Origin of the sequence: Spirosoma arboris (assembly GCF_009754945.1) — a bacterium.
Taxonomy (GTDB): domain Bacteria; phylum Bacteroidota; class Bacteroidia; order Cytophagales; family Spirosomataceae; genus Spirosoma; species Spirosoma arboris.
Genome location: NZ_WPIN01000010.1, coordinates 242021 through 264500, shown reverse-complemented (window position 1 = coordinate 264500; position 22480 = coordinate 242021). Strand labels below are relative to the sequence as shown.

Annotated in this window: 20 protein-coding genes; 14 read left to right on the top strand and 6 right to left on the bottom strand. The window is 46.1% G+C overall.

From position 1 onward, the window contains the following. Nucleotides 1-243: 243 nt before the first annotated feature. On the top strand, nt 244-1071 hold the full coding sequence (locus GO755_RS25230) for a hypothetical protein (protein ID WP_227687078.1): 828 nt from the start codon (nt 244-246) through the stop codon (nt 1069-1071). Between the two features lie 3 nt (nt 1072-1074). On the opposite strand, the gene GO755_RS25225 is transcribed toward GO755_RS25230, so the two are convergent. Beyond that, nucleotides 1075-2415, bottom strand: a complete 1341-nt coding sequence (locus tag GO755_RS25225) for an NAD(P)/FAD-dependent oxidoreductase (RefSeq protein WP_157588077.1) — start codon at nt 2413-2415, stop codon at nt 1075-1077. A 220-nt stretch (nt 2416-2635) separates the two neighbouring features. Here GO755_RS25225 and GO755_RS25220 point away from each other — a divergent pair, with 220 nt between their 5' ends. Both GO755_RS25220 and GO755_RS25215 read left to right on the top strand, forming a co-directional pair. Beyond that, a complete protein-coding gene (locus tag GO755_RS25220; protein WP_157588076.1) occupies nt 2636-5056 on the top strand; it encodes a TonB-dependent receptor in 2421 nt (806 codons plus the stop codon). Continuing rightward, nucleotides 5056-6006 carry a DUF4249 domain-containing protein gene (locus tag GO755_RS25215; RefSeq protein WP_157588075.1) on the top strand — a complete coding sequence of 317 codons (951 nt, stop codon included), beginning with the start codon at nt 5056-5058 and terminating at the stop codon, nt 6004-6006. The genes GO755_RS25220 and GO755_RS25215 overlap by 1 nt, the downstream gene beginning before the upstream one ends. Before the next feature lie 82 nt (nt 6007-6088). Here the strand turns inward: GO755_RS25215 and GO755_RS25210 are convergent, their stop codons facing one another. Continuing rightward, nucleotides 6089-7192 (bottom strand): chorismate mutase, encoded by a 1104-nt coding sequence (locus GO755_RS25210; RefSeq protein WP_157588074.1) that lies wholly within the window; start codon nt 7190-7192, stop codon nt 6089-6091. 274 nt (nt 7193-7466) lie between these two features. Here GO755_RS25210 and GO755_RS25205 point away from each other — a divergent pair, with 274 nt between their 5' ends. Together GO755_RS25205 and GO755_RS25200 are read left to right on the top strand one after the other, a co-directional pair. Further along, complete coding sequence (locus tag GO755_RS25205; protein ID WP_157588101.1) at nt 7467-8678, top strand: proline dehydrogenase family protein; 1212 nt, start codon at nt 7467-7469, stop codon at nt 8676-8678. Between the two features lie 144 nt (nt 8679-8822). Then, entirely contained in the window at nt 8823-9605 is a 783-nt protein-coding gene (locus tag GO755_RS25200) for a lipoprotein signal peptidase (protein ID WP_157588073.1), read from the top strand. Nucleotides 9606-9688: 83 nt separating this feature from the next. Here the strand turns inward: GO755_RS25200 and GO755_RS25195 are convergent, their stop codons facing one another. Then, the gene (locus GO755_RS25195; RefSeq protein WP_157588072.1) at nt 9689-10573 is read right to left on the bottom strand and encodes an OmpA/MotB family protein; all 885 of its coding nucleotides are present in this window, start codon (nt 10571-10573) and stop codon (nt 9689-9691) included. A gap of 275 nt (nt 10574-10848) precedes the next feature. Between GO755_RS25195 and GO755_RS25190 the strand changes: the two genes are divergently transcribed. The 3 genes from GO755_RS25190 (at nt 10849) to GO755_RS25180 (ending at nt 13527) form a co-directional block, all read left to right on the top strand. Continuing rightward, nucleotides 10849-11976, top strand: a complete 1128-nt coding sequence (locus tag GO755_RS25190) for a lactonase family protein (RefSeq protein ID WP_157588071.1) — start codon at nt 10849-10851, stop codon at nt 11974-11976. Between the two features lie 18 nt (nt 11977-11994). Then, complete coding sequence (locus GO755_RS25185; RefSeq protein ID WP_157588070.1) at nt 11995-12591, top strand: 3-keto-disaccharide hydrolase; 597 nt, start codon at nt 11995-11997, stop codon at nt 12589-12591. A gap of 90 nt (nt 12592-12681) precedes the next feature. Beyond that, nucleotides 12682-13527, top strand: coding sequence for a 3-keto-disaccharide hydrolase (locus GO755_RS25180; RefSeq protein WP_157588069.1), 846 nt, complete (start codon nt 12682-12684; stop codon nt 13525-13527). Between the two features lie 15 nt (nt 13528-13542). Here GO755_RS25180 and GO755_RS25175 read toward each other — a convergent pair whose 3' ends face one another. Then, complete coding sequence (locus GO755_RS25175) at nt 13543-14037, bottom strand: VOC family protein (RefSeq protein WP_157588068.1); 495 nt, start codon at nt 14035-14037, stop codon at nt 13543-13545. Nucleotides 14038-14139: 102 nt separating this feature from the next. Between GO755_RS25175 and GO755_RS25170 the strand changes: the two genes are divergently transcribed. Both GO755_RS25170 and GO755_RS25165 read left to right on the top strand, forming a co-directional pair. Further along, nucleotides 14140-17427, top strand: a complete 3288-nt coding sequence (locus tag GO755_RS25170; protein WP_157588067.1) for a S41 family peptidase — start codon at nt 14140-14142, stop codon at nt 17425-17427. A 147-nt stretch (nt 17428-17574) separates the two neighbouring features. Then, nucleotides 17575-18219, top strand: coding sequence for a hypothetical protein (locus tag GO755_RS25165; protein ID WP_157588066.1), 645 nt, complete (start codon nt 17575-17577; stop codon nt 18217-18219). A 13-nt stretch (nt 18220-18232) separates the two neighbouring features. Here GO755_RS25165 and GO755_RS25160 read toward each other — a convergent pair whose 3' ends face one another. Further along, entirely contained in the window at nt 18233-18736 is a 504-nt protein-coding gene (locus tag GO755_RS25160) for a DUF6265 family protein (protein WP_157588065.1), read from the bottom strand. 156 nt (nt 18737-18892) lie between these two features. Between GO755_RS25160 and GO755_RS25155 the strand changes: the two genes are divergently transcribed. The 4 genes from GO755_RS25155 (at nt 18893) to GO755_RS25140 (ending at nt 21799) form a co-directional block, all read left to right on the top strand. Continuing rightward, on the top strand, nt 18893-19798 hold the full coding sequence (locus tag GO755_RS25155) for a DnaJ C-terminal domain-containing protein (protein WP_157588064.1): 906 nt from the start codon (nt 18893-18895) through the stop codon (nt 19796-19798). A gap of 12 nt (nt 19799-19810) precedes the next feature. Continuing rightward, complete coding sequence (locus GO755_RS25150; protein WP_157588063.1) at nt 19811-20113, top strand: chaperone modulator CbpM; 303 nt, start codon at nt 19811-19813, stop codon at nt 20111-20113. Between the two features lie 164 nt (nt 20114-20277). Next, entirely contained in the window at nt 20278-20607 is a 330-nt protein-coding gene (locus tag GO755_RS25145; protein WP_227687077.1) for a hypothetical protein, read from the top strand. 127 nt (nt 20608-20734) lie between these two features. Next, complete coding sequence (locus GO755_RS25140; RefSeq protein WP_157588061.1) at nt 20735-21799, top strand: DmpA family aminopeptidase; 1065 nt, start codon at nt 20735-20737, stop codon at nt 21797-21799. Nucleotides 21800-21818: 19 nt separating this feature from the next. Here the strand turns inward: GO755_RS25140 and GO755_RS25135 are convergent, their stop codons facing one another. Further along, the gene (locus GO755_RS25135; protein ID WP_157588060.1) at nt 21819-22379 is read right to left on the bottom strand and encodes a hypothetical protein; all 561 of its coding nucleotides are present in this window, start codon (nt 22377-22379) and stop codon (nt 21819-21821) included. Between the last annotated feature and the right edge of the window lie 101 nt (nt 22380-22480).

Sequence of the window (22480 nt, the reverse complement as noted above, 5' to 3'; positions counted from 1 at the left end):
TACGGATACAGACGTCCTTATGGTCCACCACCACGTCCTCCACGACCTTATAGCGGTAACTACGGGTATGGTCGCCCTGGCTGGTAAGAGGGTTGAATTATCCCCCAATGGATACGCCACTTAGGTATATACATTGGGGGATATCTGTATACAGTAGGTACGGAACTCAAACAGGTGAAATACGCTTTATTTAGCATTTGTCACCTGCATACCATTTCACCACCGTCACTTATTGTGTACTGTATGAACTGTAAATCTTTACTGATCACTGGTTTATTCTATTCTTTACTATATCCTGTTTTAGCCCAACAGTCATTCCCCGAAAACTCAATCAAGTTGGGTAAACAGCGCGGTAGTTTGTATTTCACCTGGGGCTATAACCGCGACTGGTACACCAAAAGCACGATCCATTTCCGCAATACAACGACGGATAACTACGACTTTACGTTTATTGATGCGAAGGCCCATGATCGGCCTGATATGGAAAGTTTTTATAAGCCAAATGCGCTGACGATACCGCAGTATGACATGAACCTGGGGTATTTTTTCAATGATAAACGCGACCTGGGGATCGAACTAAGTTGGGATCACCTTAAATACATCGTTACTGATAATCAGGTTATTCACGTAAAGGGCCAGATCAGGGGGCATCAGATTGATAAGGACACGCTCGTAACGCCTGATTTTGTGCATTTACAACACACCAATGGCAATAATTACCTGATGCTCAACTTGGTGAAGCGGCAAAAACTATGGCATTCTAAAGCTTTTCAACTGAGTGCTATGGGTAAAGTTGGTGCCGGGCCATTGATTTCTTACACGATTTCGAGTGTGCTAGGTAACAATGACGATGGTTATTTTCACTATCATGGTGTGGTAGCAGCATTGAGTGGCGGATTTAAACTCGATATACTGAAGTACTTTTTTATACAAACCGACTTACAGGGCGCCTGGGTAGACTACACCAATACCAAACTTGGTGCTGACCATCAGGGCCTGGCTACGCACCATTTCTATTCGCTGCAATACAAATACCTGTTCGGCTTTAATTATCCACTGGGCAAACTTTAGGTTTTAAGCCTGCTCATTCTGTTCCACCATTTCCTGACCAACTTTGTCGTCTTTTCGAACAAACGGGCGAATGATAATACGCGTGCCGCGTTCGTAGGTGAATAGTCGATATACCCAGTTGCTGAATACGATTAGTTTGCTCCGGAAACCGACTAAATACCAGATGTGAACGAATAACCAGGCCATCCAGGCAATAAAGCCGCCTAGATGAATCTTACCAGGTAAATCGGCAACCGCTCGGCTTCGCCCTACAATTGCCAGCGACCCCTTATCAAAATATTCGAAGGGTGTTGTTGGTTCGTTTTTCAGAATTCGCTGGAGGTTCTTCGCTAAATGTTTTCCCTGTTGAATGGCAGGCTGAGCCACACCGGGGTGGCCTTTGGGATAGTCTTTCAATTTCATAAAGGCGATGTCGCCAATCGCAAATACGTCGGTCAGACCCTGCACTCGATTAATTGGATCGACCAGAATTCGCCCTTTTTCAATCGCTTCAGCTGGAATACCGTCGATGAGCGCACCGGTAACGCCAGCCCCCCAAACCAACGTCTGGGTTCTGATTTGTTCGCCCCCTTTGAAGGTCACCGTCTCCCCATCATACGATTCGACCATTGTATTCAGCTTAACAATAACCCCCAGATCTTCGAGATACTGTTGGGCTTTCTTCCCGGCTTCGTCCGACATTGGTGGCAATACTTTACCCAAGCCTTCGACAACGTAGATACTCATCTGGCTGAAATCCAGTCCTGGATAATCACTGGGCAGTACGTGTTTGCGCATTTCGGCCAATGAACCAGCCATTTCCACGCCTGTTGGACCCGCCCCGGCAATGACGAAAGTGAGCAAACTCTCTCGTTCGGCAAAGTCGGTTGTAACACTGGCCTGTTCAAAACATTGCAAAAACTGACTTCGGACGTTGAGTGCTTCAGGAATCGTTTTCAGAGGAAAGGCGTATTTTTTAATCTGCTCATTGCCAAAGTAATTAGATTTTGCCCCACTGGCAACGACTAAAAAATCATAATGTAAATCGCCAATCAGCGTCGTAACCGTTTTTGCAGTTGGATCAATCTTATTCACCCGCACCATTCGATAATGAAAATCGTCGAAGCCGTCGAACATTTTACGAAACGGCTCGGCAATGGCATCTGGCTCTAAACCAGCCGTAGCCACCTGGTACAATAATGGCCAGAAACCGTTGTAATTTTGTTTATCGAACAGCACCACCTGCACATTAATATTGCGCAGGGCTTTAGCCAGATTCATTCCTCCGAAACCACCACCGATAATGATAACACGAGGTTTTCCGGTATCGGGTATATTGAGCGAAAGTTTATCGAATTGAAGCATATCTATTCAGGCCTTGAACATAAAGAACTACACTGGGTATAGTACCTTATAATCAGTCGTTTTGTTTCGATGTGAACCAGAAACTGAGCAATGAATTAGCAGCTTCTTCGTTTCTCCATATAATCCTTTTTCTAAGAAATATTAATTTAAAAAGATACCTCGTATCAGAGCGATTTTCTTATGCAAGCTTCACGTTTATATTCGTACGAATTACCCATTTATGCGAAAGTATCTGTACAGTAGTTTTCTATTATTCTTCCTGTCAATCAGTCTATTAAAAGCCCAAAGCGGATTTGAAAAGTTTACCGTAAGTGGCTATGTGCGCGAAACGGGGAGTCTGGAAGCGCTAATTGGTGTGAATGTTTACTTGCCTGGTACAACAACAGGAACAACTACCAATACTTATGGATTTTATTCGTTGACTTTGCCTGCTCAGGATAGTGTTCGATTGGCCTACTCCTTTGTAGGCTACGAAACAGTTAGTCGTGTCCTGAATCTGCACACTAATCAGACACAAAATATACTACTTACGCCTGGTCGGGCACTCTCGGAGGTGCAGGTAAAAGCGGGGTCATCAGTTGAGAAAGTAAGTGAAAGCGCGCAAATGAGTACGATTGATGTTCCCGTGGCGCAGATTAAAAAGATTCCGGCTTTTTTGGGCGAAAAAGACGTATTGAAGGTTTTGCAATTGATGCCTGGTGTGCAGAAAGGTTCAGAAGGGCAAACGGGAATTTATGTTCGTGGCGGTGGCCCAGACCAGAATCTCATTATTCTGGACGATGCCGTCGTTTACAACGCCAGCCACTTATTTGGCTTTTTCTCGGTCTTTAATGGCGACGCGATTAAGAGCGTTGAGTTAATTAAAGGAGGATTTCCAGCCCGCTATGGCGGTCGGCTCTCGTCGGTTATTGATCTGAATATGAAAGATGGTAACCGGGAGAAACTCCATGGAGAAGGCGGTATTGGTCTGATTGCCTCCCGATTAACCCTCGAAGGTCCACTGACTAAAAATAAAAAAGGCTCTTTCCTGGTTTCAGGCCGGCGAACGTATCTCGATATTATAGCTGCTCCCCTTATCAACGCCCAGACCAAAGGACAAACCCAGGCAGGTTATTACTTCTATGACCTGAATGCCAAGGCAAATTACGATTTCAGTCCGACCAATAAGCTCTATCTAAGCGGTTACTTTGGGCGCGACAAGTTTTATGCACACGACAATACCCAAAACAATGACATCGGACTGGGCTGGGGAAATGCAACGGGCACACTCCGATGGAATCACCTCTTCAATCAGAAACTATTCGCGAACCTGTCCTTAATTTTTAGTGATTACAAATTCCAGATTTCGGCAGTAGAGAAGAGTACGCTAGCTACGGATACCTATTCACTCGAATACAATTCCGGCATTCGTGATTTTTCACTGAAGTATGATGTCGATTATTACCCTAACCCTCAGCACTCCGTAAAGGTAGGTTTGCAGAATACGTACCATCGCTTTACGCCAAGTGCTGTCGTGTTGCAAAATGCAGGTGTAAGTCAGCCGGTTAACAATATCAATACGATTGATGTCCTGGAATCAGGCATTTACGCAGAAGATACCTGGCGTCCATCCAATCGCTTACGTATCAATGCTGGTCTCCGTCTGAGTTATTTCCATCAGACGGGAGTAAATTATTTTAAACCTGAACCTCGGCTTTCGGCAGCTTTTACCCTCAAACCAGACTTGTCGATTAAAGCGTCATATGCGATCATGAACCAATATGTTCATCTGCTGTCGAACACAGGCATAGGGCTCCCAACCGATTTATGGGTGCCTAGTACCGACCGGGTCAAACCGCAGCAATCACAGCAGGTTGCTTTAGGGCTTGCCAAAGATTTTACGACCGGGGGCGCGTTCGCCAAAGGGTTGACGCTAACGGTTGAAGGGTACTATAAAGCGATGAATAATATCATCAATTATAAGGAAGGGGCTAGTTTTCTACTATTGAATGATCCTACGTCTGCCAACAGTATACGCTGGGAAGATAACGTAACAGCAGGTCGGGGGTGGTCGTACGGTGCCGAAGTCTTACTCCAAAAGAAAGTCGGGCGTTTTTCGGGCTGGGCAGGCTATACACTTTCCTGGACTCAGTGGCAATTTGCCGAACTAAATGGTGGTCAACCGTATTACCCCCGCTACGACCGACGGCACGATATTTCGTTAGTAGGTATTTATGAATTGAGTAAGAAAATTACCTTATCGGCAGTTTGGGTTTATGGTACGGGGAATGCGCTGACAGTGCCGGTTGGCCGCTTTGATACCTACCGGGCAGGAAATACGCTGGTTTATGGAGGTTCGCCCGGTATTGTACAAACGTTTTTCAATAACCCACGTACTGCTGACGATTATGGTACACAGAAAAATAGCTTCCGCGCTGAGCCCTACCATCGCTTTGACCTGGGCATTCAGTTTCATAAACAAAAGAAGCACCACGAACGAACCTGGGAAATCAGCGTTTACAATCTCTACGACCGACGTAATCCATTTTTCTACCGCCTTGAATCGGTTGCAGCAACCGCTACAGAGCCTGCCAGAACAGCGCTCTTTCGCTATTCAGTTTTTCCAGTTGTCCCAGCATTCAGCTATAATTTCAAATTCTGATGCGATTAGTAAGCCAACATCATCCTATTACTTTTGCCTTGCTTGTATTCTTATTAGGCTTTCTTCTGCTTACTGGATGCAATAGCTTGCGAAACGAAGTTGATCCGGGACAATTAGGCCTTGAATCGTCGAAACTGGTAGTGAGCAGTTTCTTATGTCCACAGGATACGCTGCTTACTGTTAAAGTAACTCGGTCCAATACGGTAGTAGGTGATAGTATTAGTCTGTTACAGCCTGGCAATACCGTTACCAATGCGACCGTTACGCTGTCGGAAGGAGATCGCTCGGTTGTATTACCCTATTATAAAGTTCGTCCTTCGGCAGATTCTGCCTATAGCATTAGTACTAAACTACTGCCAATTATAGCCGGACACACCTACAAACTCACTGTCGTAACTGCCAATGGGCAACAGGCAACAAGTACATGTACCATCCCGCAACCTGTTGACCCAGGGCTTATTAAATTTTCTTCACTAACCGAACAGTCTCGTACGCAGCTCAAACGCTACTTTGTTCAAGTACAATGGTTAGACCCTGCTGGACAAACAAATGCCTATCAAGTTGCCGGTATTTTTCGATACACTACAACCACCAACGTTCGGGAGGAAAACTACAACAGCCTTTCTTTTGATGATGAAAATCGGGGATTGTTTCCAGATGTGGGAGTCGATGGAGACACTATAGTTTCCGGAAGGGCTTTTCTAACCCCAGTTTCTAGCACTGGTAATCAACAAACAGATTTTTACAGTCAGTATAATACAGCTTCAGTTACAGTTAATCTACTGAGTATCGATCAATCATATTATCGATACCAAGAAGCCATTATCCGGCAACGGCGTTCCCGAGGAAATCCATTTGCCGAACCCGTACTTATTCCCAGCAATATTGAGGGCGGCCTAGGTTGTTTTGCTGGTTATAACAACGCAACACTTACCCTAAAGTTAAAGTAAGTGAAATGGGTGGAATAGGTGCAGTAAGTTCCAAGACTTACTGCACCTATTCCACCCATTTCACTTACTTTACCAATACCAACTATACGCTTTGCGCTGCGCTGTGGATAATTTCCGTTTGCTTGCGAATCGACTCCATGTGGATAATCTTGTAGATTTCTTCCACCAGTTCAGGGTACAATCCCAACTTCTGTCCCAATTCGGTACGTGTCTTCAGAATTTCTTTCCAGCGTTCAGGCTGGAACAGGGTTACGTTATTATCACGTTTGTATTCGGCCAGACGTTCTACGAGGGCCATCCGGGCAGCTAACATTTCGACAATCTGCCGATCTACGTTATCGATGCTGCGACGTGACTGCTCCGTAAAACTCTGGAATTCCAGATTTTGCGACTCAACCTGACGAATTTGCAGGTGATCGAGCATTTCACCGAAAGCCGCAGGTGTCAACTGCTGAGCAGCATCACTCCACGCTTTGTCTGGATCGATATGCGATTCAACAATCAGACCATCGTAGTTAAGGTCCATAGCCATCTGAGCTAATTCGTTCAGATACGCCCGTTTGCCTGCCATGTGGCTTGGATCACCAATGATTGGCAACTGAGGGAAGATCGACTTCAACTCAATAGCCATCTGCCACATCGGTACGTTACGGTATTTACTGGCTTCGCCGGTTGCAAATCCACGGTGAATAGCGCCTAATTTCGTAATACCAGCTCCGGCAAGACGCTCAAAGGCACCTACCCAAAGGGCTAGATCCGGATTAACAGGATTTTTCACCAATACAGGTACATCTACTCCACGCAAAGCGTCAGCAATTTCCTGTACGTTGAATGGGTTAACAGTAGTACGGGCACCTACCCACAGAATATCAACACCATATTTCAGAGCCAGTTCGATGTGCTCGGGCGTGGCAACCTCAACCGCAAACGGCAGACCCGTTTCCGCTTTGGCGCGCTGAATCCAGGGAAGAGCGGCTTCACCCATACCCTCAAAACTACCCGGACGAGTGCGGGGCTTCCACACACCCGCGCGAATAACATGAACCGCGTCCAGGGCTTTTAACTGGCGAGCGGTTTCAACTAACTGATCTTCGGTCTCAGCACTGCACGGACCGGCAATGATCAGAGGTTTGCCGTTGGTCTCAATCCACGACCCAAGCGGCTCTACGGCTAATTCTACTTTCATACTTAACGCTTAATCTAAGAGTAATACCGACTACTCTATCGGGAACTTTCAATTTAATTTTGTAGTATATTTGCAGGGGAATTGGCTGTATTTCAAGCTGGTTCCTTAATTTGTCTAAAACCTTTTTTAGTTTGTCCAAATAAGCCGCGCCGGTGAGTTAACTGATAGACCGAAATTTCGTTATATATTTCGGTCGTGTTAGCCGACACGCATTTAAGTTATGCAAGTAGCACCGCCCAAACGGAGCACTGATATGTCGAACCGAAGTAATCTAATGCCGGAGACAGTCCAGGGCCTTACTGATGTAAAACCCGTTTCATTTGAGGACACTTCGATTGCTTTTTCGTCCCAGTCGGACTTCAAACTCCGAAAGACCTACTGGTTATTTGCGTTGATGAATAAGGGATGGCTGGTAAATTTAGGTACTTTTTTTATAAAGATCGCCTTACGCCTGCATCTTCCCATTAAATTCCTCATTAAAAACACTATTTTCGAGCAATTCTGCGGTGGCGAAAGTATTCAGGATTGCGAACAAACCATCCGCCATCTCCACGACGTTCACGTTGGCACCATCCTCGATTATTCTGTTGAAGGCGAAGAAACCGAAAAAAGTTTCGATGAAACCACACTCGAAATTCTGCGTACGATAGAACGAGCCAGCGAATCTAAAGATATCCCCTTTTCAGTATTTAAAGTGACGGGCGTTGCCTCAACTGAATTGCTTGAAGCGGTTCAGATTGGCGATTCGCTCAATAAGTCACAAAAAGCTGAATTTGATCGGGTTATGCAGCGAGTCGATACACTATGTCGACGAGCCTACGAACGGAACGTCCGTATTTTTATCGATGCGGAAGAAAGCTGGATTCAGGATACAATAGATACGCTGGCGTATGAAATGATGGATCGCTATAATCATGAGCGACCCGTTGTCTATAATACTTACCAGATGTATCGCTGGGAGAGCTTCGATCACCTCCGACGCGACACTGCCGAAGCCCAGGCCAAAGGATACTATCTGGGCGTGAAGCTAGTGCGGGGAGCCTATCTCGAAAAAGAACGACTACGCGCTCATGAAGAGGAATATCAAGATCCAATCCAAGCAACCAAAGCAGATACTGACCTAGCCTTCAATGGAGCTATCGACTTCTGTTTGGAACATCGGGATATCATCTCAGTATGCCTTGGTACGCACAATGAAGAAAGTTGTCGGTACTGCATACAACAAATGAAGCAGTTGGGAATCGCATCCAACGACTCGCATATTTATTTCGCGCAGTTGCTGGGCATGAGCGATAATATCTCCTATAACCTGGCCAATGCCGACTACAACGTAGCCAAATACGTCCCTTACGGTCCTGTCGACACGGTTATGCCTTATCTATTTCGGCGGGCCGACGAAAACAAATCCATTGCTGGACAGAGTAGCCGGGAGTTTAATTTAATTAGTGACGAGTTGAAACGCCGGAAGAACTGCCGACCAAGATAAGTGGTCAATCATGGTCAAGTATAGTTAAGAGTTGTCCTCAAAGCCTGACTATAGTTGATTATCAATGACAACCTTTGACAAGCATTTAATGACTGGCACAGCAAGCCGGGCAACCCGAGCCATGCTGTGCCACCTTTTTTTACTATGATTCAGAAAAGTCCCTTTAAATTTTTTCTGCTAACGCTTATCTTGATTGCACTTGATCAGGGGGTAAAATTGGCTGTGCATCACTATATGGCCCCCGGCTTTGTGGGTCAGGTTAAACTCGTTGGCGATTGGCTCAAGCTACACTACGTACTTAACCCTGGCATGGCGTTCGGGATGCAGTTAGGCCATGAGTACGGCAAATTGTTGTTGAGCATATTTCGCTTGTTTGCCATGGTTGGCATTGGCTATTATCTCGTGAATTTAGCGCATCGGGGTGCACCTAATGGGCTCTTATGGGCCATGGCCATGATTCTTGCCGGAGCTGTTGGCAATGTTATTGACAGCACATTCTATGGTGTTTTTCTGAATAACGCGCCATATGGTTCGCCTACTCCCTGGTTTCATGGCCAAGTAATCGACATGATTTTTGTGGATGTTTGGGAGGGATTTATTCCCGATTGGGTACCTGTTTGGGGAGGCCAGTATTACTCAACTCCTATTTTTAACGTAGCCGATTCCTGTATTTTTATAGGTGTCTGCATTATTCTGTTTTTTCAACGTCGATTCTTCGGCGATCAGCATGTTGAAGATAGCATGCTTCCGATTTCTGGGCCAGATCCGGTTGAAGCGTCGGTATTGCCAGCAGAGGAACTTATCAACAATGATCAGAGTGTTCAGGAGCCCCAATCTGTTCAAGGTGAAGATGAATCACCAACAGATGAAAGTCAGCAGGAGACGCCTGAATCCGTATTACCAGATGAGGAAAAGCATTCTGAATAGATAGATTTTATAAATCAATGGCATAAAAAAGACCGAACCTTCGAAGGTTCGGTCTTTTTTATGCCATTGATTCAACAGGATTCTTACTTACTTCCGCCAGCCTGACCGCTCGACAATAAGTTGAAGAACTGATCCAGTTTTGGGGTAATAATGATTTCCGTCCGGCGATTCTGTTGACGACCAGCATCGGTGGTGTTATCATCCTTCGGTGCGAATTCTGAACGACCACCAGCAGTCATACGCTCAGGAGCTACGCTAAATTTCTTTTGCAACGTCCGAACAACAGACGTAGCCCGTAATGCGCTCAAATCCCAGTTGTCTTTAATAGCCGATGTCGCGATAGGGACAACATCTGTATGGCCTTCTACCAGAATATCAAGCTCTTTGTGATCGTTCACAACCTTAGCCACTTTACCCAGAACGGTTTCAGCGGCTGGCAGGACTTCATAGCTACCCGATTTGAACAGGAGCTTATCTGAAAGAGACACATAAACTACACCTTTTTTCACCTCAACCTGTACGTCCTGATCGTTGATATCGTCCAGCGATCGTTTCAGGCTCATAACCAGCGCCAAATTCATCGAATCTTTCCGTTGAATAGACGAATTTAGGTTATTGGTGTACTTGGTTTGCTCGTTCAGCGTTTCAAGCGATTTCTTAATACTTTCGGCACCCGACTTACTTACAATCGACAAATCTGACATCCGATCAAGGAGGTTCGTATTCGTCTTTTTAAGATAGTCGATCTGCGATTGCAAATCAGCTACCTGCTTGTCTTTGCCTTGTAGATCGGTGTCTTTGGCTGCCAATTGTGTTTTCAGGGCAGTCGTGCGTTGGTCACAATCGTTCAGCGAGGCAACCGCCTTGTCGCGAGCGTCTTGTAGGGATTTAATTTCAGCCAGCCGCTTCTTACTATTGCAGGAAGCCAGCATAGTTACAGCAGCAATAACAATCAAAACTCGTTTCATACTGATAGAGAAGAATAGTAACGGGTAACGAAAAAGTTAGGTTATAAACGATATATACTCAAACTAGAGTGAATCATTCTGCAAAAGTACAAGATTCTGGTTATTCGTTTCAACAGCATTATTCATGTAAAGCAATTATGATTGCATTATTTCCTTAGAATTCACTTAGAAATTGATTAGAACTTAATAAAATAGTGGATTCTGTAGAATGAGCGAAATGACATCGGTAGTTTAAAGCAGCTTCTCACTTATTAATTTGACTCATCATTGTTTTTATGAATAAGCTATTAAGCATTGTTTTGATTGGTATAAGCCTGACTGCACAAGCTCAGTCAGCCAAAGAGATTATGTATATCGGAACCTATTCTCTCCGAGGTAGCGAAGGTATCTATGTATTTGAGTTTGACCGAAAAACAGGTACTATGCAACCGATCCAATCGGTCTCTAATGCTAAAAGTCCATCGTTTCTGGCCATACATCCGTCGGGTAAGTATCTTTACTCAGTAAATGAAGGGGCCGCAAAAACGGAAGGTGGTGTTAGTGCTTACACCATAGATCGGGCAACCGGTAAATTAACTTTTTTGAATGGCCAGTCTTCGCTCGGCGCGGGCCCTTGTCACGTTAGTGTTGACCAAACGGGCAAAACCGCCTTTGTTTCCAACTATGGCGGAGGCAGTTTAGCCGTACTTCCTATTAAAGCAGATGGCACGCTGGGCGAAGCAACAGACAGTGTTCAGGATGAAGGTACCGGCCCAAACACCCAACGGCAGGAAAAAGCACACGTTCACTCGGCAACACTAGCTCCCGACAATCGATTTGTATACGTAGCTGATCTGGGCATCGATAAACTAAATATATACGATATCGATGTTAAGGCCAGCAAGATAAAACCAGCTTCAACACCCTATGCAACGGTGAAACCAGGTTCTGGGCCACGCCATTTCACCTTTCATCCTAATGGGAAATATGCTTATTTAGTCGAAGAAATGACCTCATCTGTAGCTGTCTTTTCCCGTAATCCTCAAACGGGTGCCCTAACGATGCTTGAGGACAATGTTAAAACACTACCCGCCGATTTCACTGGTCAAAATACCAGTGCCGATATTCACATTGATCCGTCGGGCAAGTTTCTATATCAATCAAATCGGGGTTATAATGCGTTGACTATTTTTGCTATTGGTAACGATGGCAAACTGACTAAAGTGGGCGATCAGCCGACAGAAGGAAAAACACCCCGCAACTTCCTGATCGATCCTAAAGGCGAATTTGTGTTCGTGGCGCATCAGGATTCTGATAATATTACGATTTTTAAGCGCGATCAGAAAACGGGAAAACTAACCTACACCGGTCAGTCGGTGAAAGTACCTGCTCCCGTTTGTGTTCTCATGGCAAGTTCTCACTAAACTGTATCTCTATTCCTTATGACTAAATTACTCTCTCTCGGGCTGGTCCTCATGCTATTTATTATGGCCGCACCAACCAAAACCATTAAACTGTTTAATGGTAAGGACTTAACCGGCTGGAAAATTTACGGCACTGAAAAATGGTATGTCGATAACGGAGAACTCATCTGCGAAAGTGGCCCTGATAAGAAGTACGGTTATTTAGCAACCGAAAAATTCTACAAAAACTTCGACCTAACGCTGGAATTCAAGCAGGAAGCCAATGGTAACAGTGGTGTCTTTTTCCGATCCACTGTCGAAGGGACCAAAGTTAGTGGCTGGCAGGTAGAAGTAGCTCCACCGAACCATGACACGGGTGGTATTTATGAATCATATGGACGTAACTGGCTCGTTCAGATCCCCGATGAAAAAGAAAACATTCTGAAACCCGGTGAGTGGAACAAGCTTCGTATTCGCGTAGAGGGCGATCACGTTCAGACATTCCTGAACGGTACACAAATGGTTGATTTAACAGACGAAAAAATTGGTAAAGGCGAAGGCTCCATCGCCCTGCAAATACACGATGGCGGAGGAATTAAAGTCCGCTGGAGGAATATGAAATTGCAGGAATTGTAAAACTAAAAATGCCATAGCTCAACAGTTATGGCATTTTTAGTTTTAAAGCGTTTCGTAATCCTCTTTTACAGCCCCAAATCCTTACCTCCAATGAAATTCCTTTTCTTACCAGTATGCCTTAGTCTGGTTTCTCTCATTTCGCTTCGTGCGCAACCCGCCCAAGGCGTGAGCAAGTGGCAGACCCTCTTCAATGGCAAAAATCTAAGTGGTTGGGAAACCTACCTGGATAAGCCCTATGCAAAAGACAATCAAAGCGATAAAACACCTCCGATTGGCCTAAACAACGACCCTAATCATGTTTTTTCTGTAGTAACCGTAGACGGAAAACCTGCCCTGCGTATTTCAGGAGAAACGTTTGGTGGTATTAATACGCTGGCTGATTTTGAGAATTACCACCTTAAGATGGAATTTAAATGGGGAACGCAAAAATGGCCCCCCAAACTCGACAAACCCCGCGATAGTGGACTACTTTACCATAGTGTTGGCCCTCATGGAACGCCTATGCTCTGGATGGAATCCTTCGAGTTACAGGTACAGGAAGGCGATTGTGGGGACTACTGGGGCGTCATGAATGTCCTGACCGACATTTCAGCCCGTAAAACTGATAAAGGGACCTACATGTATGAGCCGGGCGCTGCACCGATAACGTTTCAGGACAAAACGCCTGTTGGTCGATCATGCCTTAAAAATCCAGATAATGAAAAACCGTCCGGCCAATGGAATGTGCTGGAATTGTACTGTTTCGGTGATACTTGCCTGCACGTCATGAATGGCAAAGTAAATCTGGTATTGACACACACTCGCCATCTGGTTAATGGGCAGGTTGAGCCACTCACCAAAGGAAAAATTCAGTTACAATCAGAGGGTGCTGAAGTGTTTTACCGGAACATTCAAATCCAGGGCATCAATCAATTGCCTTCAGCTTTACTTCGATGAAATTCGTTGCGCTGTCTATCCTAGCTCAGCCAACAATCCCTCCAGGTTCAATGGGTGCGTGTACATCTCGATAGAGCCATCTGGTTTATGCGGCCATTGGTCTTGTGGGCGATCCCAATATAATTCAACGCCATTCTGGTCGGGATCATTGAGATAGATAGCTTCTGACACACCATGATCCGACGCGCCCGTAATGGGATACTTCGCGTCGACAAGCCGCTGTAATGCTACTGCCAGATCCCGGCGGGTAGGATACAGAATTGCGGTATGAAAAAGACCTGCAGAACGTTTGGGCGCCGGTGGTGCGTCTTTACTATACCATGTATTCAAGCCAATGTGGTGATGGTACCCTCCTGCCGAAATAAAGGCAGCCTCCTTACCGTACATTGTAATTAATGAAAACCCCAACAGGTCTCGGTAAAACGCCAATGCCCGGTCTAGATCGGCAACTTTCAGGTGAACGTGACCGATGCGGGTTTGAGCAGGAATGGTATAGGGAGAATCAGGCATAATGTTTAAATTTAGATGCCATTTGCGTTGGCTATCTGCGTTTTCTGTCACACAAATTTTAACGAAAACGAGAATAACCTGAAAATAAATCCTCTTTACCCAATGCACACTTTGTCAACACGTTTACTACTCCGTTGTTTGTTGCTGGCAGCCATCTCGTTGCCTTCCTTAGGGCAAACCCAATCAGCTACGCCAACTCCCAGATTTGCCTACGCTGAGCCCAGTCTTTCACCCGATGGTGCAGAAGTCGCATTTGTATCAGGTGGCGATATCTGGACCGTACCAACCGCTGGTGGCGAAGCCCGTCTGCTCGTATCGCACCCAGACAATGAGTCGCGACCGCTGTATTCGCCCGATGGGAAATACCTGGCTTTTGCCTCATCTCGCACGGGGAATGGCGACATTTACCTACTCACCTTAGAAACCGGAACAATTAAACGGCTTACGTATGATGATGGCAGCGAGGTATTGAATGCCTGGTCCCGCGATAGCAAAATGGTCTATTTTCAATCGACAAGCCGGGATATTTCCGGCATGAACGACATCTACCGGGTAGCCATTACGGGCGGAACTCCAATGCCCGTTACAGCTGATCGCTACGCGAATGAATTTTATAGCGCGCCCTCACCTGATGGTAAAACACTGGCTTTTTCGGCGCGGGGAATTGCTTCTAACCAATGGTGGCGAAAAGGGCGTAGTCATCTTGACGAAGCAGAAATCTGGCTTTATCACCTTGACACAAAAAAAGCCGAAACTGCCTACGAGCAAGTGACCCAAAGTGGAGCGAAAGAACTTTGGCCCATGTGGAGCCAGGATGGAAAAACTATTTACTACGTATCGGATCGTAACAAGATTCAAAACCTGTGGTCGCAACCCATTTCTGGAAAGCCAACTATGCTGACTACGTTTACGAGTGGACGGGTAGTCTGGCCATCTATTGGGTACGATGGAAAGACAATCGTATTTGAACGCGATTTCGGACTCTGGAAATACGATATTGCCAGCCGCCAGGCAACGCCTATCTCAGTCCGGCTTCGGGGTGTTGCGGCCAGTCCTGCTGTTGAACATCTGAAACAGGCCAGCCAATTCCGCGAACTAGCCTTGTCGCCCGATGGCAAGAAAGTGGCTTTCACAGTACATGGTGAAGTATTCGCAGCCTCGGCAAAAGACGGTGGCGATGCTACCCGGATCAGTCATACGGCTGCTAATGAATCGCAACCAGTCTGGACATCTAACAGCCGGGGTCTTGTGTACTTGTCCAGCCGCGATGGAGTCGCTCATCTCTACCGTTATGACTTTGGCACCCGCGATGAAACCCGACTAACCAACGACCTCACCGACGATAGCTCACCCGTATTTTCGCCCGATGGGAAATTGCTGGCGTTCATTCGAAATGGACAGGAACTGCGCGTACTCGATATAGCAACAAAGAAAGAGAAGCTCCTCAAAAAGGGTTTTCTGGGCCGCCCACCTTTTGCCTCTTCGGGTTCCATTGTATGGTCTCCAGATGGAAAATGGATCGCTTTTGCGTCGTTTGGGGCCAAAACCTTTCGGAACATTTCGGTTGTTCCCGCTGCTGGCGGAGAAAGTAAACCCATTAGTTTTCTGGCCAATACGTTTGGTGGGAATCTGAGCTGGAGCCCCGACGGAAAGTATATTCTGTTCAGTACTACTCAGCGCACTGAAACGGCACAGGTTGCCCGAATTGATCTGGTACTTCGCTCTCCCAAATTCAGGGAAGATCAGTTTCGTGACTTGTTCAATGAGGAAATTCCGAAAACGCTGAAGCCCGCGACGGCCCCTACGACAACCGCAAAGACAGCTTCCCGAGACACTACAGCACGTGCTGATACGGCCGACAAATCCGACAAAGGTGGAGCAACAAAGATCGTTTTCGAGGATATTCGTCAACGGCTGAGCCTGTTGCCTGTGGGGGTCGATGTTGACGCACAATCGATCAGTAAGGATGGTAAAACTCTGTTATTGACCGCTACTGTAGCTGGCCAACAGAATTTATACACCTATTCTCTAGATGAATTAGGGCGCGAGCAAAGTGTAGCGCGACAGCTGACGTCAACTCCCGGCAACAAAAGTGGTGTTCAATTCTCATCTGATGGCAAAGAGATTTTTTACCTGGAACAGGGGCGGATTCAATCCATTGCACTGGACAGACGGGAGCCCAAACCGTTGAGTATTTCAACAGAAATGGACGTTGATTTCAGCGAAGAGAAAATACAGGTTTTCCGCCAGGCATGGGATATTCAGAGCAAAGGCTTTTATGACTCAACCTTTCACGGAGCCGATTGGAAAGCTATTCGAGCCGAATACGAACCACTGGCAGCAGGTGCCCGTACACCCGATGAATTACGTCGGCTCATTAGCCTGATGTTAGGCGAATTGAATGCGTCTCACTCTGGCATTTCGGCCCCAGCCGGGTCTGTTCAGACAACTACGGGACGTATTGGGCTTCGCTTCGACCGGACAGAATACGAAAGTACAGGTCGACTCCGGATTACCGAAGTGATTGCGTTGAGTCCTGCTGATATAGCGGGTACCATCAAAGTAGGTGATTATCTACTTGGTGTTGACGATACAAAAATCAATGCGGGTACGAACCTCGATCAATTACTGGAAAACCAGATCAATCACCGGATTTCATTGATGATTGCATCGTCGGCTACTGCTCCACCGCATGAAGTGGTTATACGTCCTGTCAACCTGGCAACGGAAAAAGTTCTACTCTACAAACAATGGGTGCAACAACAACGGGATTATGTGAATAAAGCCAGCGATGGGCGGCTTGGCTACGTGCATTTATTCGATATGTCGGCAGAGTCGCTAGCTCAGTTGAATATTGATTTAGATGCCGACAATCATGCTCGTGAAGGCGTAGTGGTCGATGTTCGGAATAACAATGGTGGATTCGTAAATGCATATGCACTGGACGTATTCACCCGCAAAGGCTATATGACCATGACACCACGTGGACTTCCATCGGCTCCTGCCCGAACCCAGTTAGGCCAGCGGGCGCTGGAAAGGCCCACGATTCTGGTCACGAACCAGCATTCGCTTTCAGATGCGGAAGATTTTACGGAAGGCTACCGGACGCTCAAACTGGGCAAAGTTGTGGGCGAACCCACAGGCGGCTGGATCATTTACACCTCAGCCGCACAGCTCATCGATGGATCGAACTTACGCTTGCCATTCATTAAGATTACCGACAACACTGGCAAAAACATGGAATTAGCTCCTCGCCCGGTCGATATTGAGGTAGCGCGTCCCATTGGCGAAAGTTATACCAACAAAAATGTGCAGTTGGATCGGGCTGTAACCGAATTGCTTAAAGAATTGAATGAAGCAAAAGCCTCGAAACTCAGCACAGGGAAATAAACAAATATAGTAGTGCCAGAAAACAGACAGCGGAGCGTGATTTGACAGTCACGTTCCGCTGTTTGTTAACCAGTCTCTTCCAGTTAGTAAGTGGGGCTCTTCGTTGACGAATGGAATCTATAGCTTTCCGGCCAAAATAGATTTCACATGTTCCTTATTCGTCTATTACTGCTCTGGTTGGTAGCCTGTCTGATCGCAGGTCAATCAGTGGCGCAATCCCCAAAAAAAATGACTGGAGAATATTATTTATCAGGTGTACGTGAAGTAGGATCAGGCATCAAACTAAATGATGACGCTACGTTTGAATTTTTCTTTTCCTATGGGGCCGTCGATCGAATGGGACAGGGAACCTGGAAACAGCAAGGCAATCAGATTACATTGTCCAGCCGCCCACGCCCAGAAAAAGACTTTGCGCTGGTAATCAGCCGAATCGTTCCTGGCAATAAACTAACCATTCGCATCGTCGACCCGAACAAACAAATCCTGCGCTATGTGGAATGTGCGGTTAAAAATGGATCGACCATCCAACGAGAAATGACAAATTCGGAAGGCGAAGTCCAGTTTGAGCAGAAATCTGGGGAAGCCATTTCGTTACGATTTGAACTTTGCCCAGATCGCTATTCGGTTTTCCCCATTACGAACAAAGCTCACAACTACTTCGAGTTTCGATTTGAGCCGTGGATTGCGGAGGCATTTTTCGAAAACGTGACTTATACACTCTCCGAAACCGGTTTTGAAGGTCCGCATCCATTACTGGAACCGGGCAAAATCTATTCGTTTGAGCGTCCCTAAGCAGCCCTAACGTTTATTTGCCAAAGCGATTGAACACAAAAAGATCCGTAAAGGCCCACTTACCGTCTTTCAACTGCCCGCGTTGTATAGCTAACTGGTCGGCGGATCGTTTTTCGTAGATGATCCGAATAGAGCCGTCTTCTTTTTCAAAGGTGGCTTTATCTTTTCCAGCATCGATAAATCGGTAGCGGTCCGATTTATCCTTCTCTTCCTGCCCAATCAGCCCAGGTTTAAAATGCTTCACCAGCACGACGGGCCCTTGTTCGGTTTGCTCAAAAATCAGCATTTCGTACATGGTGACTTTGTTGTCGCGCATCATACGCATAAACCCAGTCAGGTTATCGCCAACGGGCGCTATCCAGGCAGCTTCAATAGGCCCACCATTGAACGTCCCTAACCAACGGCCTTCCATAAAACTGACGTCGGCTAGCGAGCCCGTTTTGGTGGTTTGTGCGTGTGTGGTACAGATTGTGAGCGAACATACGATAAATAGAACGTAGAGATAAGTAATTTTCATAAGGATTTAGGATTGACTTTAGAGCGGCAAATTACGAGAATATGAGTTGATAAAAATCAATAGTCTCCTCAACTTGTCTTCTATTATTTTTACAACCATCCTCATCTCTTCTGTGTTTACTAAGCGTGTTTGTAACTAAAGACACTCCCACCTCTTATGGACTTTATCGACTATTACAGCGTACTGGGCGTACCCAAAACAGCGTCGGACGAAGACATTAAGAAAGCTTATCGTAAGCTGGCTCGAAAACACCACCCCGATCTGAACCCAAACGACGCGGAGGCCAACAAGAAATTTCAGCAGATAAACGAAGCTAACGAAGTTCTGAGCGATCCCGAAAAACGCAAGAAATACGACCAGTACGGCAAAGACTGGCAACATGCCGAACAGTTTGAGCAAGCTCGTCAGCAACAACGATCGCGCCCACAATACGCACAAGGTGATACGGGAGATTATGATTTCTCGGGCGGTTTCGGAGGATCAGATTTCTCTGATTTCTTCTCGTCTATGTTTGGACAAGATGGAGGGATGGGCGGCAGCCGACGACAGACCAAATTCAAAGGCCAGGATTATCAGGCCGAATTGAAATTGGACTTACGCGATGCTTATACTACCCACAAACAAACGCTGACTGTCGACGGCAAGAATATCCGAATTACGGTTCAGGCGGGTATCGAAAATGGGCAGAAAATCAAGCTGGCCGGTTATGGCTCGCCGGGAATGAACGGTGGACCTAATGGCGATTTGTACATCACCTTCGTTATTCCTGATGATAGTCGCTACAAACGCAAAGGCAATGATTTATACGTTGACGAGGAAATAGACTTATATACAGCTATGCTTGGCGGAGAGCGCGTCGTTGAAACGATGGACGGGAAAGTAAAACTAACTGTGAAGCCTGAAACCCAGTCTGGAACGAAAGTAAGACTGAAAGGCAAAGGCTTCCCGATTTATAAACAGGACGGTTCTTTCGGCGATCTGTATATCACCTGGCAAGTGAAGCTACCAACAAATTTGACCGATCAGCAGAAAGAACTATTCCGCCAACTATCGACCCTATAATTCATTGATATTATGCAAACTACACACTTGATTTCTGTTCGTGACTTCTGCGTACATCACCATGTCGAAATCACGTTTGTCGAAACCTTAGCTGATAATGGCCTGATCGAAACGACAATTGTCGAACAGACTACCTATGTTCAGCCGGAGCAAGTAGGTCGCTTAGAGAAATTCGTCCGTTTGCATCAGGATCTAGCCATTCATGCCGATGATCTGGATGTAGTTAGCGATTTGCTGGATCGTATGGAATATTTACAGCAACAGTTGGCTCAGTTACAAAATCGACTTGTTTTCTACGAATCTTCCAATCATTAATGAGTACGATAAATAGGACTACCCCGATGCCAAGAATAGTGCCTTGCATAGCCTTATTACTTTGCTTATACAGCTGCGGTCAACGCTCTTCTCAAACAGAATCGGCGACCAAAACCGACTCGACAAAGAATGTTTCTACCACGGAGACGGCTCGACCAGATACGATGTGTTTCCGGCAAGTGATTGGCCGCGACTCCACTTTGTTACAGCTAGTTATCAAGGATTCAACAGTAACGGGAGAGCTAAACGTATTGCCCTTCGAGAAAGATCGAGCGCGCGGCCCTATACAAGGCACGTTGACAAACAATCAGATTTTGGCCAACTGGCAGCGGTCAGGTGAGGGCGTTACTCAATCTTATGCTGTTGTCTTCACGCTGAAAGGCGATGCCGTAACCTGGCGAGAAGGTGAACGCATTGAAAAGAATGGCAAATGGGTATTGAAGAATCCAGAACAGGGATATGAGTATGTATTAATGAAGGCTGACTGCCCGTAGTTTTGATCAATTATTCAATTATATTGAACTCATTGAATCAACTCAGTAAGCGAATAACCAGATGCTTTTGCTTTCCAATTACAAGCTCCTTTCACTATCGTTTATACTCCTCATTACTAGTTTTGCAATGGCTCAAACGCCTAAACGTCCTCGCGAATACGGCATCCGATTCGGGGTGTTACCAACTGGCACGTTCAACGCTATCACCGACGTGCCGGGCGTTCGGGTTGGCCAAATTACCCTGAAACAAGGGCAGACTATTCGTACGGGTGTTACAGCGATCCTGCCACACGCAGGCAATCAGTTTCAGCAAAAAAGTCCAGCCGCTATTTACATCGGTAATGGTTTCGGTAAATTAATGGGGTATAGTCAGATCGAAGAACTCGGCACGCTCGAAACGCCAATTGTTCTAACGAACACGCTCAGCGTTCCCACCGCTGCCGACGCTCTGATTGATTACACACTAGGCCAGCAAGGTAACGAGCAAGTACGATCGGTGAATTCGGTAGTAGGCGAGACCAACGATGGTTTTCTTAATGATATTCGTGGACGGCACGTAACAAAGCAGCACGTACTGGATGCACTCAAGCAGGCAAAAACAGGACCTGTTGACGAAGGCAACGTCGGGGCTGGCACAGGAACTATTTGTTTTGGGTTCAAAGGAGGTATTGGGACGTCATCCCGTAAGTTACCTGCATCGTTGGGAGGTTATACGGTTGGTGCGCTGGTACAGACAAATTTCGGGGGTGTATTACAAATTGCCGGCGTGCCGATTGGTGTAGCGCTGGGCAAGTATTCATTTAAAGAAAACCTCGACGGCTCGTGCATGATGGTCGTACTAACCGATGCTCCTTTAGACGCCCGCAATCTGAAACGACTGGCGAAACGGGCGTTTATGGGCCTGGCACGCACGGGCGGCATTGCCTCGAACGGTAGTGGCGATTATGTCATCGCCGTATCGACTGCCTACCAAATTCCGCACGATACCCAAAGTTCGTTCGATGAAGTCAAAATACTTCGAAATGATAATGTATCTCCGCTCTTTATGGCTGCTATTGAAGCCACCGAAGAAGCAATTATCAATTCGCTCTTTGCGGCCCAAACCCTTACGGGTGATCAGGGACATCAGGTGGAACAATTACCTATAGACAAAGTGATAGAGTTATTGAAAAAGGCAGGACAAGCGAAATAAATCTTGCTCTGCCTTTTTCTTAGGCAACTTGCCTTTGCTGCCCACCTATTGCCAGTCGAACAAGCCCGTATACGAATAGTCCCAATGCGACTGCCGATATAGCCCATTTCGCATTGGTAAACACCGAACAAAGTGAGGCAATCGTATTGGGTGACTCAGGGTAACTTTTGAGCAAATACACGATGCAGGTATTCTCCAGTAAATCAAATCCCCAAATACCCACGGGCACTATATTCACTAGTTGAAAAGGCGCATATGTTCGGTTCCTGAATACCAACGAGAGAATAATGCAAAACAGAAATGTGTAGATAATTGGATAAATCAGATCGTAGGTTAGTTCACTCTGTGCATAAATACCCCGCCCTTCGGGTCCATAGTCTGCCACCAGTTGGCTGATCTTTGCCGGATCATATCCGAACAATAAATCAATCGGGCCAACTGGCTTTCCAGCTAAGGTATTCATCTGAGCTTCCAGATTTTTAAATACATAGACCGGAAAAGGTATGTATAGTATAATCCCCAGAAGCAACGTTTTCCAGGAAGCAATTCGATAAAAGAATGACGAAAGCGTAGTAAGCATGATTGCACGTAGTTAAGAAGAGGAGTTAGAAAACCTGCTCAATAAACCACTACTTTTCAACTACTTACATACTCAGCCGTCTCAATTTAGTAAGCGGTAGC

What these genes read in the sequence shown, in the direction of transcription:
- GO755_RS25210 (WP_157588074.1), bottom strand. Translation starts at nt 7,192, where the DNA reads ATGAAAGTAGAATTAGCCGTAGAGCCGCTTGGGTCGTGGATTGAGACC.
- GO755_RS25160 (WP_157588065.1), bottom strand. Translation starts at nt 18,736, where the DNA reads ATGAAAATTACTTATCTCTACGTTCTATTTATCGTATGTTCGCTCACA.
- GO755_RS25195 (WP_157588072.1), bottom strand. Translation starts at nt 10,573, where the DNA reads ATGAAACGAGTTTTGATTGTTATTGCTGCTGTAACTATGCTGGCTTCC.
- GO755_RS25135 (WP_157588060.1), bottom strand. Translation starts at nt 22,379, where the DNA reads ATGCTTACTACGCTTTCGTCATTCTTTTATCGAATTGCTTCCTGGAAA.
- GO755_RS25145 (WP_227687077.1), top strand. Translation starts at nt 20,278, where the DNA reads ATGTGTTTCCGGCAAGTGATTGGCCGCGACTCCACTTTGTTACAGCTA.
- GO755_RS25225 (WP_157588077.1), bottom strand. Translation starts at nt 2,415, where the DNA reads ATGCTTCAATTCGATAAACTTTCGCTCAATATACCCGATACCGGAAAA.
- GO755_RS25140 (WP_157588061.1), top strand. Translation starts at nt 20,735, where the DNA reads ATGGCTCAAACGCCTAAACGTCCTCGCGAATACGGCATCCGATTCGGG.
- GO755_RS25185 (WP_157588070.1), top strand. Translation starts at nt 11,995, where the DNA reads ATGACTAAATTACTCTCTCTCGGGCTGGTCCTCATGCTATTTATTATG.
- GO755_RS25175 (WP_157588068.1), bottom strand. Translation starts at nt 14,037, where the DNA reads ATGCCTGATTCTCCCTATACCATTCCTGCTCAAACCCGCATCGGTCAC.
- GO755_RS25190 (WP_157588071.1), top strand. Translation starts at nt 10,849, where the DNA reads ATGAATAAGCTATTAAGCATTGTTTTGATTGGTATAAGCCTGACTGCA.
- GO755_RS25230 (WP_227687078.1), top strand. Translation starts at nt 244, where the DNA reads ATGAACTGTAAATCTTTACTGATCACTGGTTTATTCTATTCTTTACTA.
- GO755_RS25180 (WP_157588069.1), top strand. Translation starts at nt 12,682, where the DNA reads ATGAAATTCCTTTTCTTACCAGTATGCCTTAGTCTGGTTTCTCTCATT.
- GO755_RS25200 (WP_157588073.1), top strand. Translation starts at nt 8,823, where the DNA reads ATGATTCAGAAAAGTCCCTTTAAATTTTTTCTGCTAACGCTTATCTTG.
- GO755_RS25220 (WP_157588076.1), top strand. Translation starts at nt 2,636, where the DNA reads ATGCGAAAGTATCTGTACAGTAGTTTTCTATTATTCTTCCTGTCAATC.
- GO755_RS25205 (WP_157588101.1), top strand. Translation starts at nt 7,467, where the DNA reads ATGCCGGAGACAGTCCAGGGCCTTACTGATGTAAAACCCGTTTCATTT.
- GO755_RS25170 (WP_157588067.1), top strand. Translation starts at nt 14,140, where the DNA reads ATGCACACTTTGTCAACACGTTTACTACTCCGTTGTTTGTTGCTGGCA.
- GO755_RS25165 (WP_157588066.1), top strand. Translation starts at nt 17,575, where the DNA reads ATGTTCCTTATTCGTCTATTACTGCTCTGGTTGGTAGCCTGTCTGATC.
- GO755_RS25215 (WP_157588075.1), top strand. Translation starts at nt 5,056, where the DNA reads ATGCGATTAGTAAGCCAACATCATCCTATTACTTTTGCCTTGCTTGTA.
- GO755_RS25150 (WP_157588063.1), top strand. Translation starts at nt 19,811, where the DNA reads ATGCAAACTACACACTTGATTTCTGTTCGTGACTTCTGCGTACATCAC.
- GO755_RS25155 (WP_157588064.1), top strand. Translation starts at nt 18,893, where the DNA reads ATGGACTTTATCGACTATTACAGCGTACTGGGCGTACCCAAAACAGCG.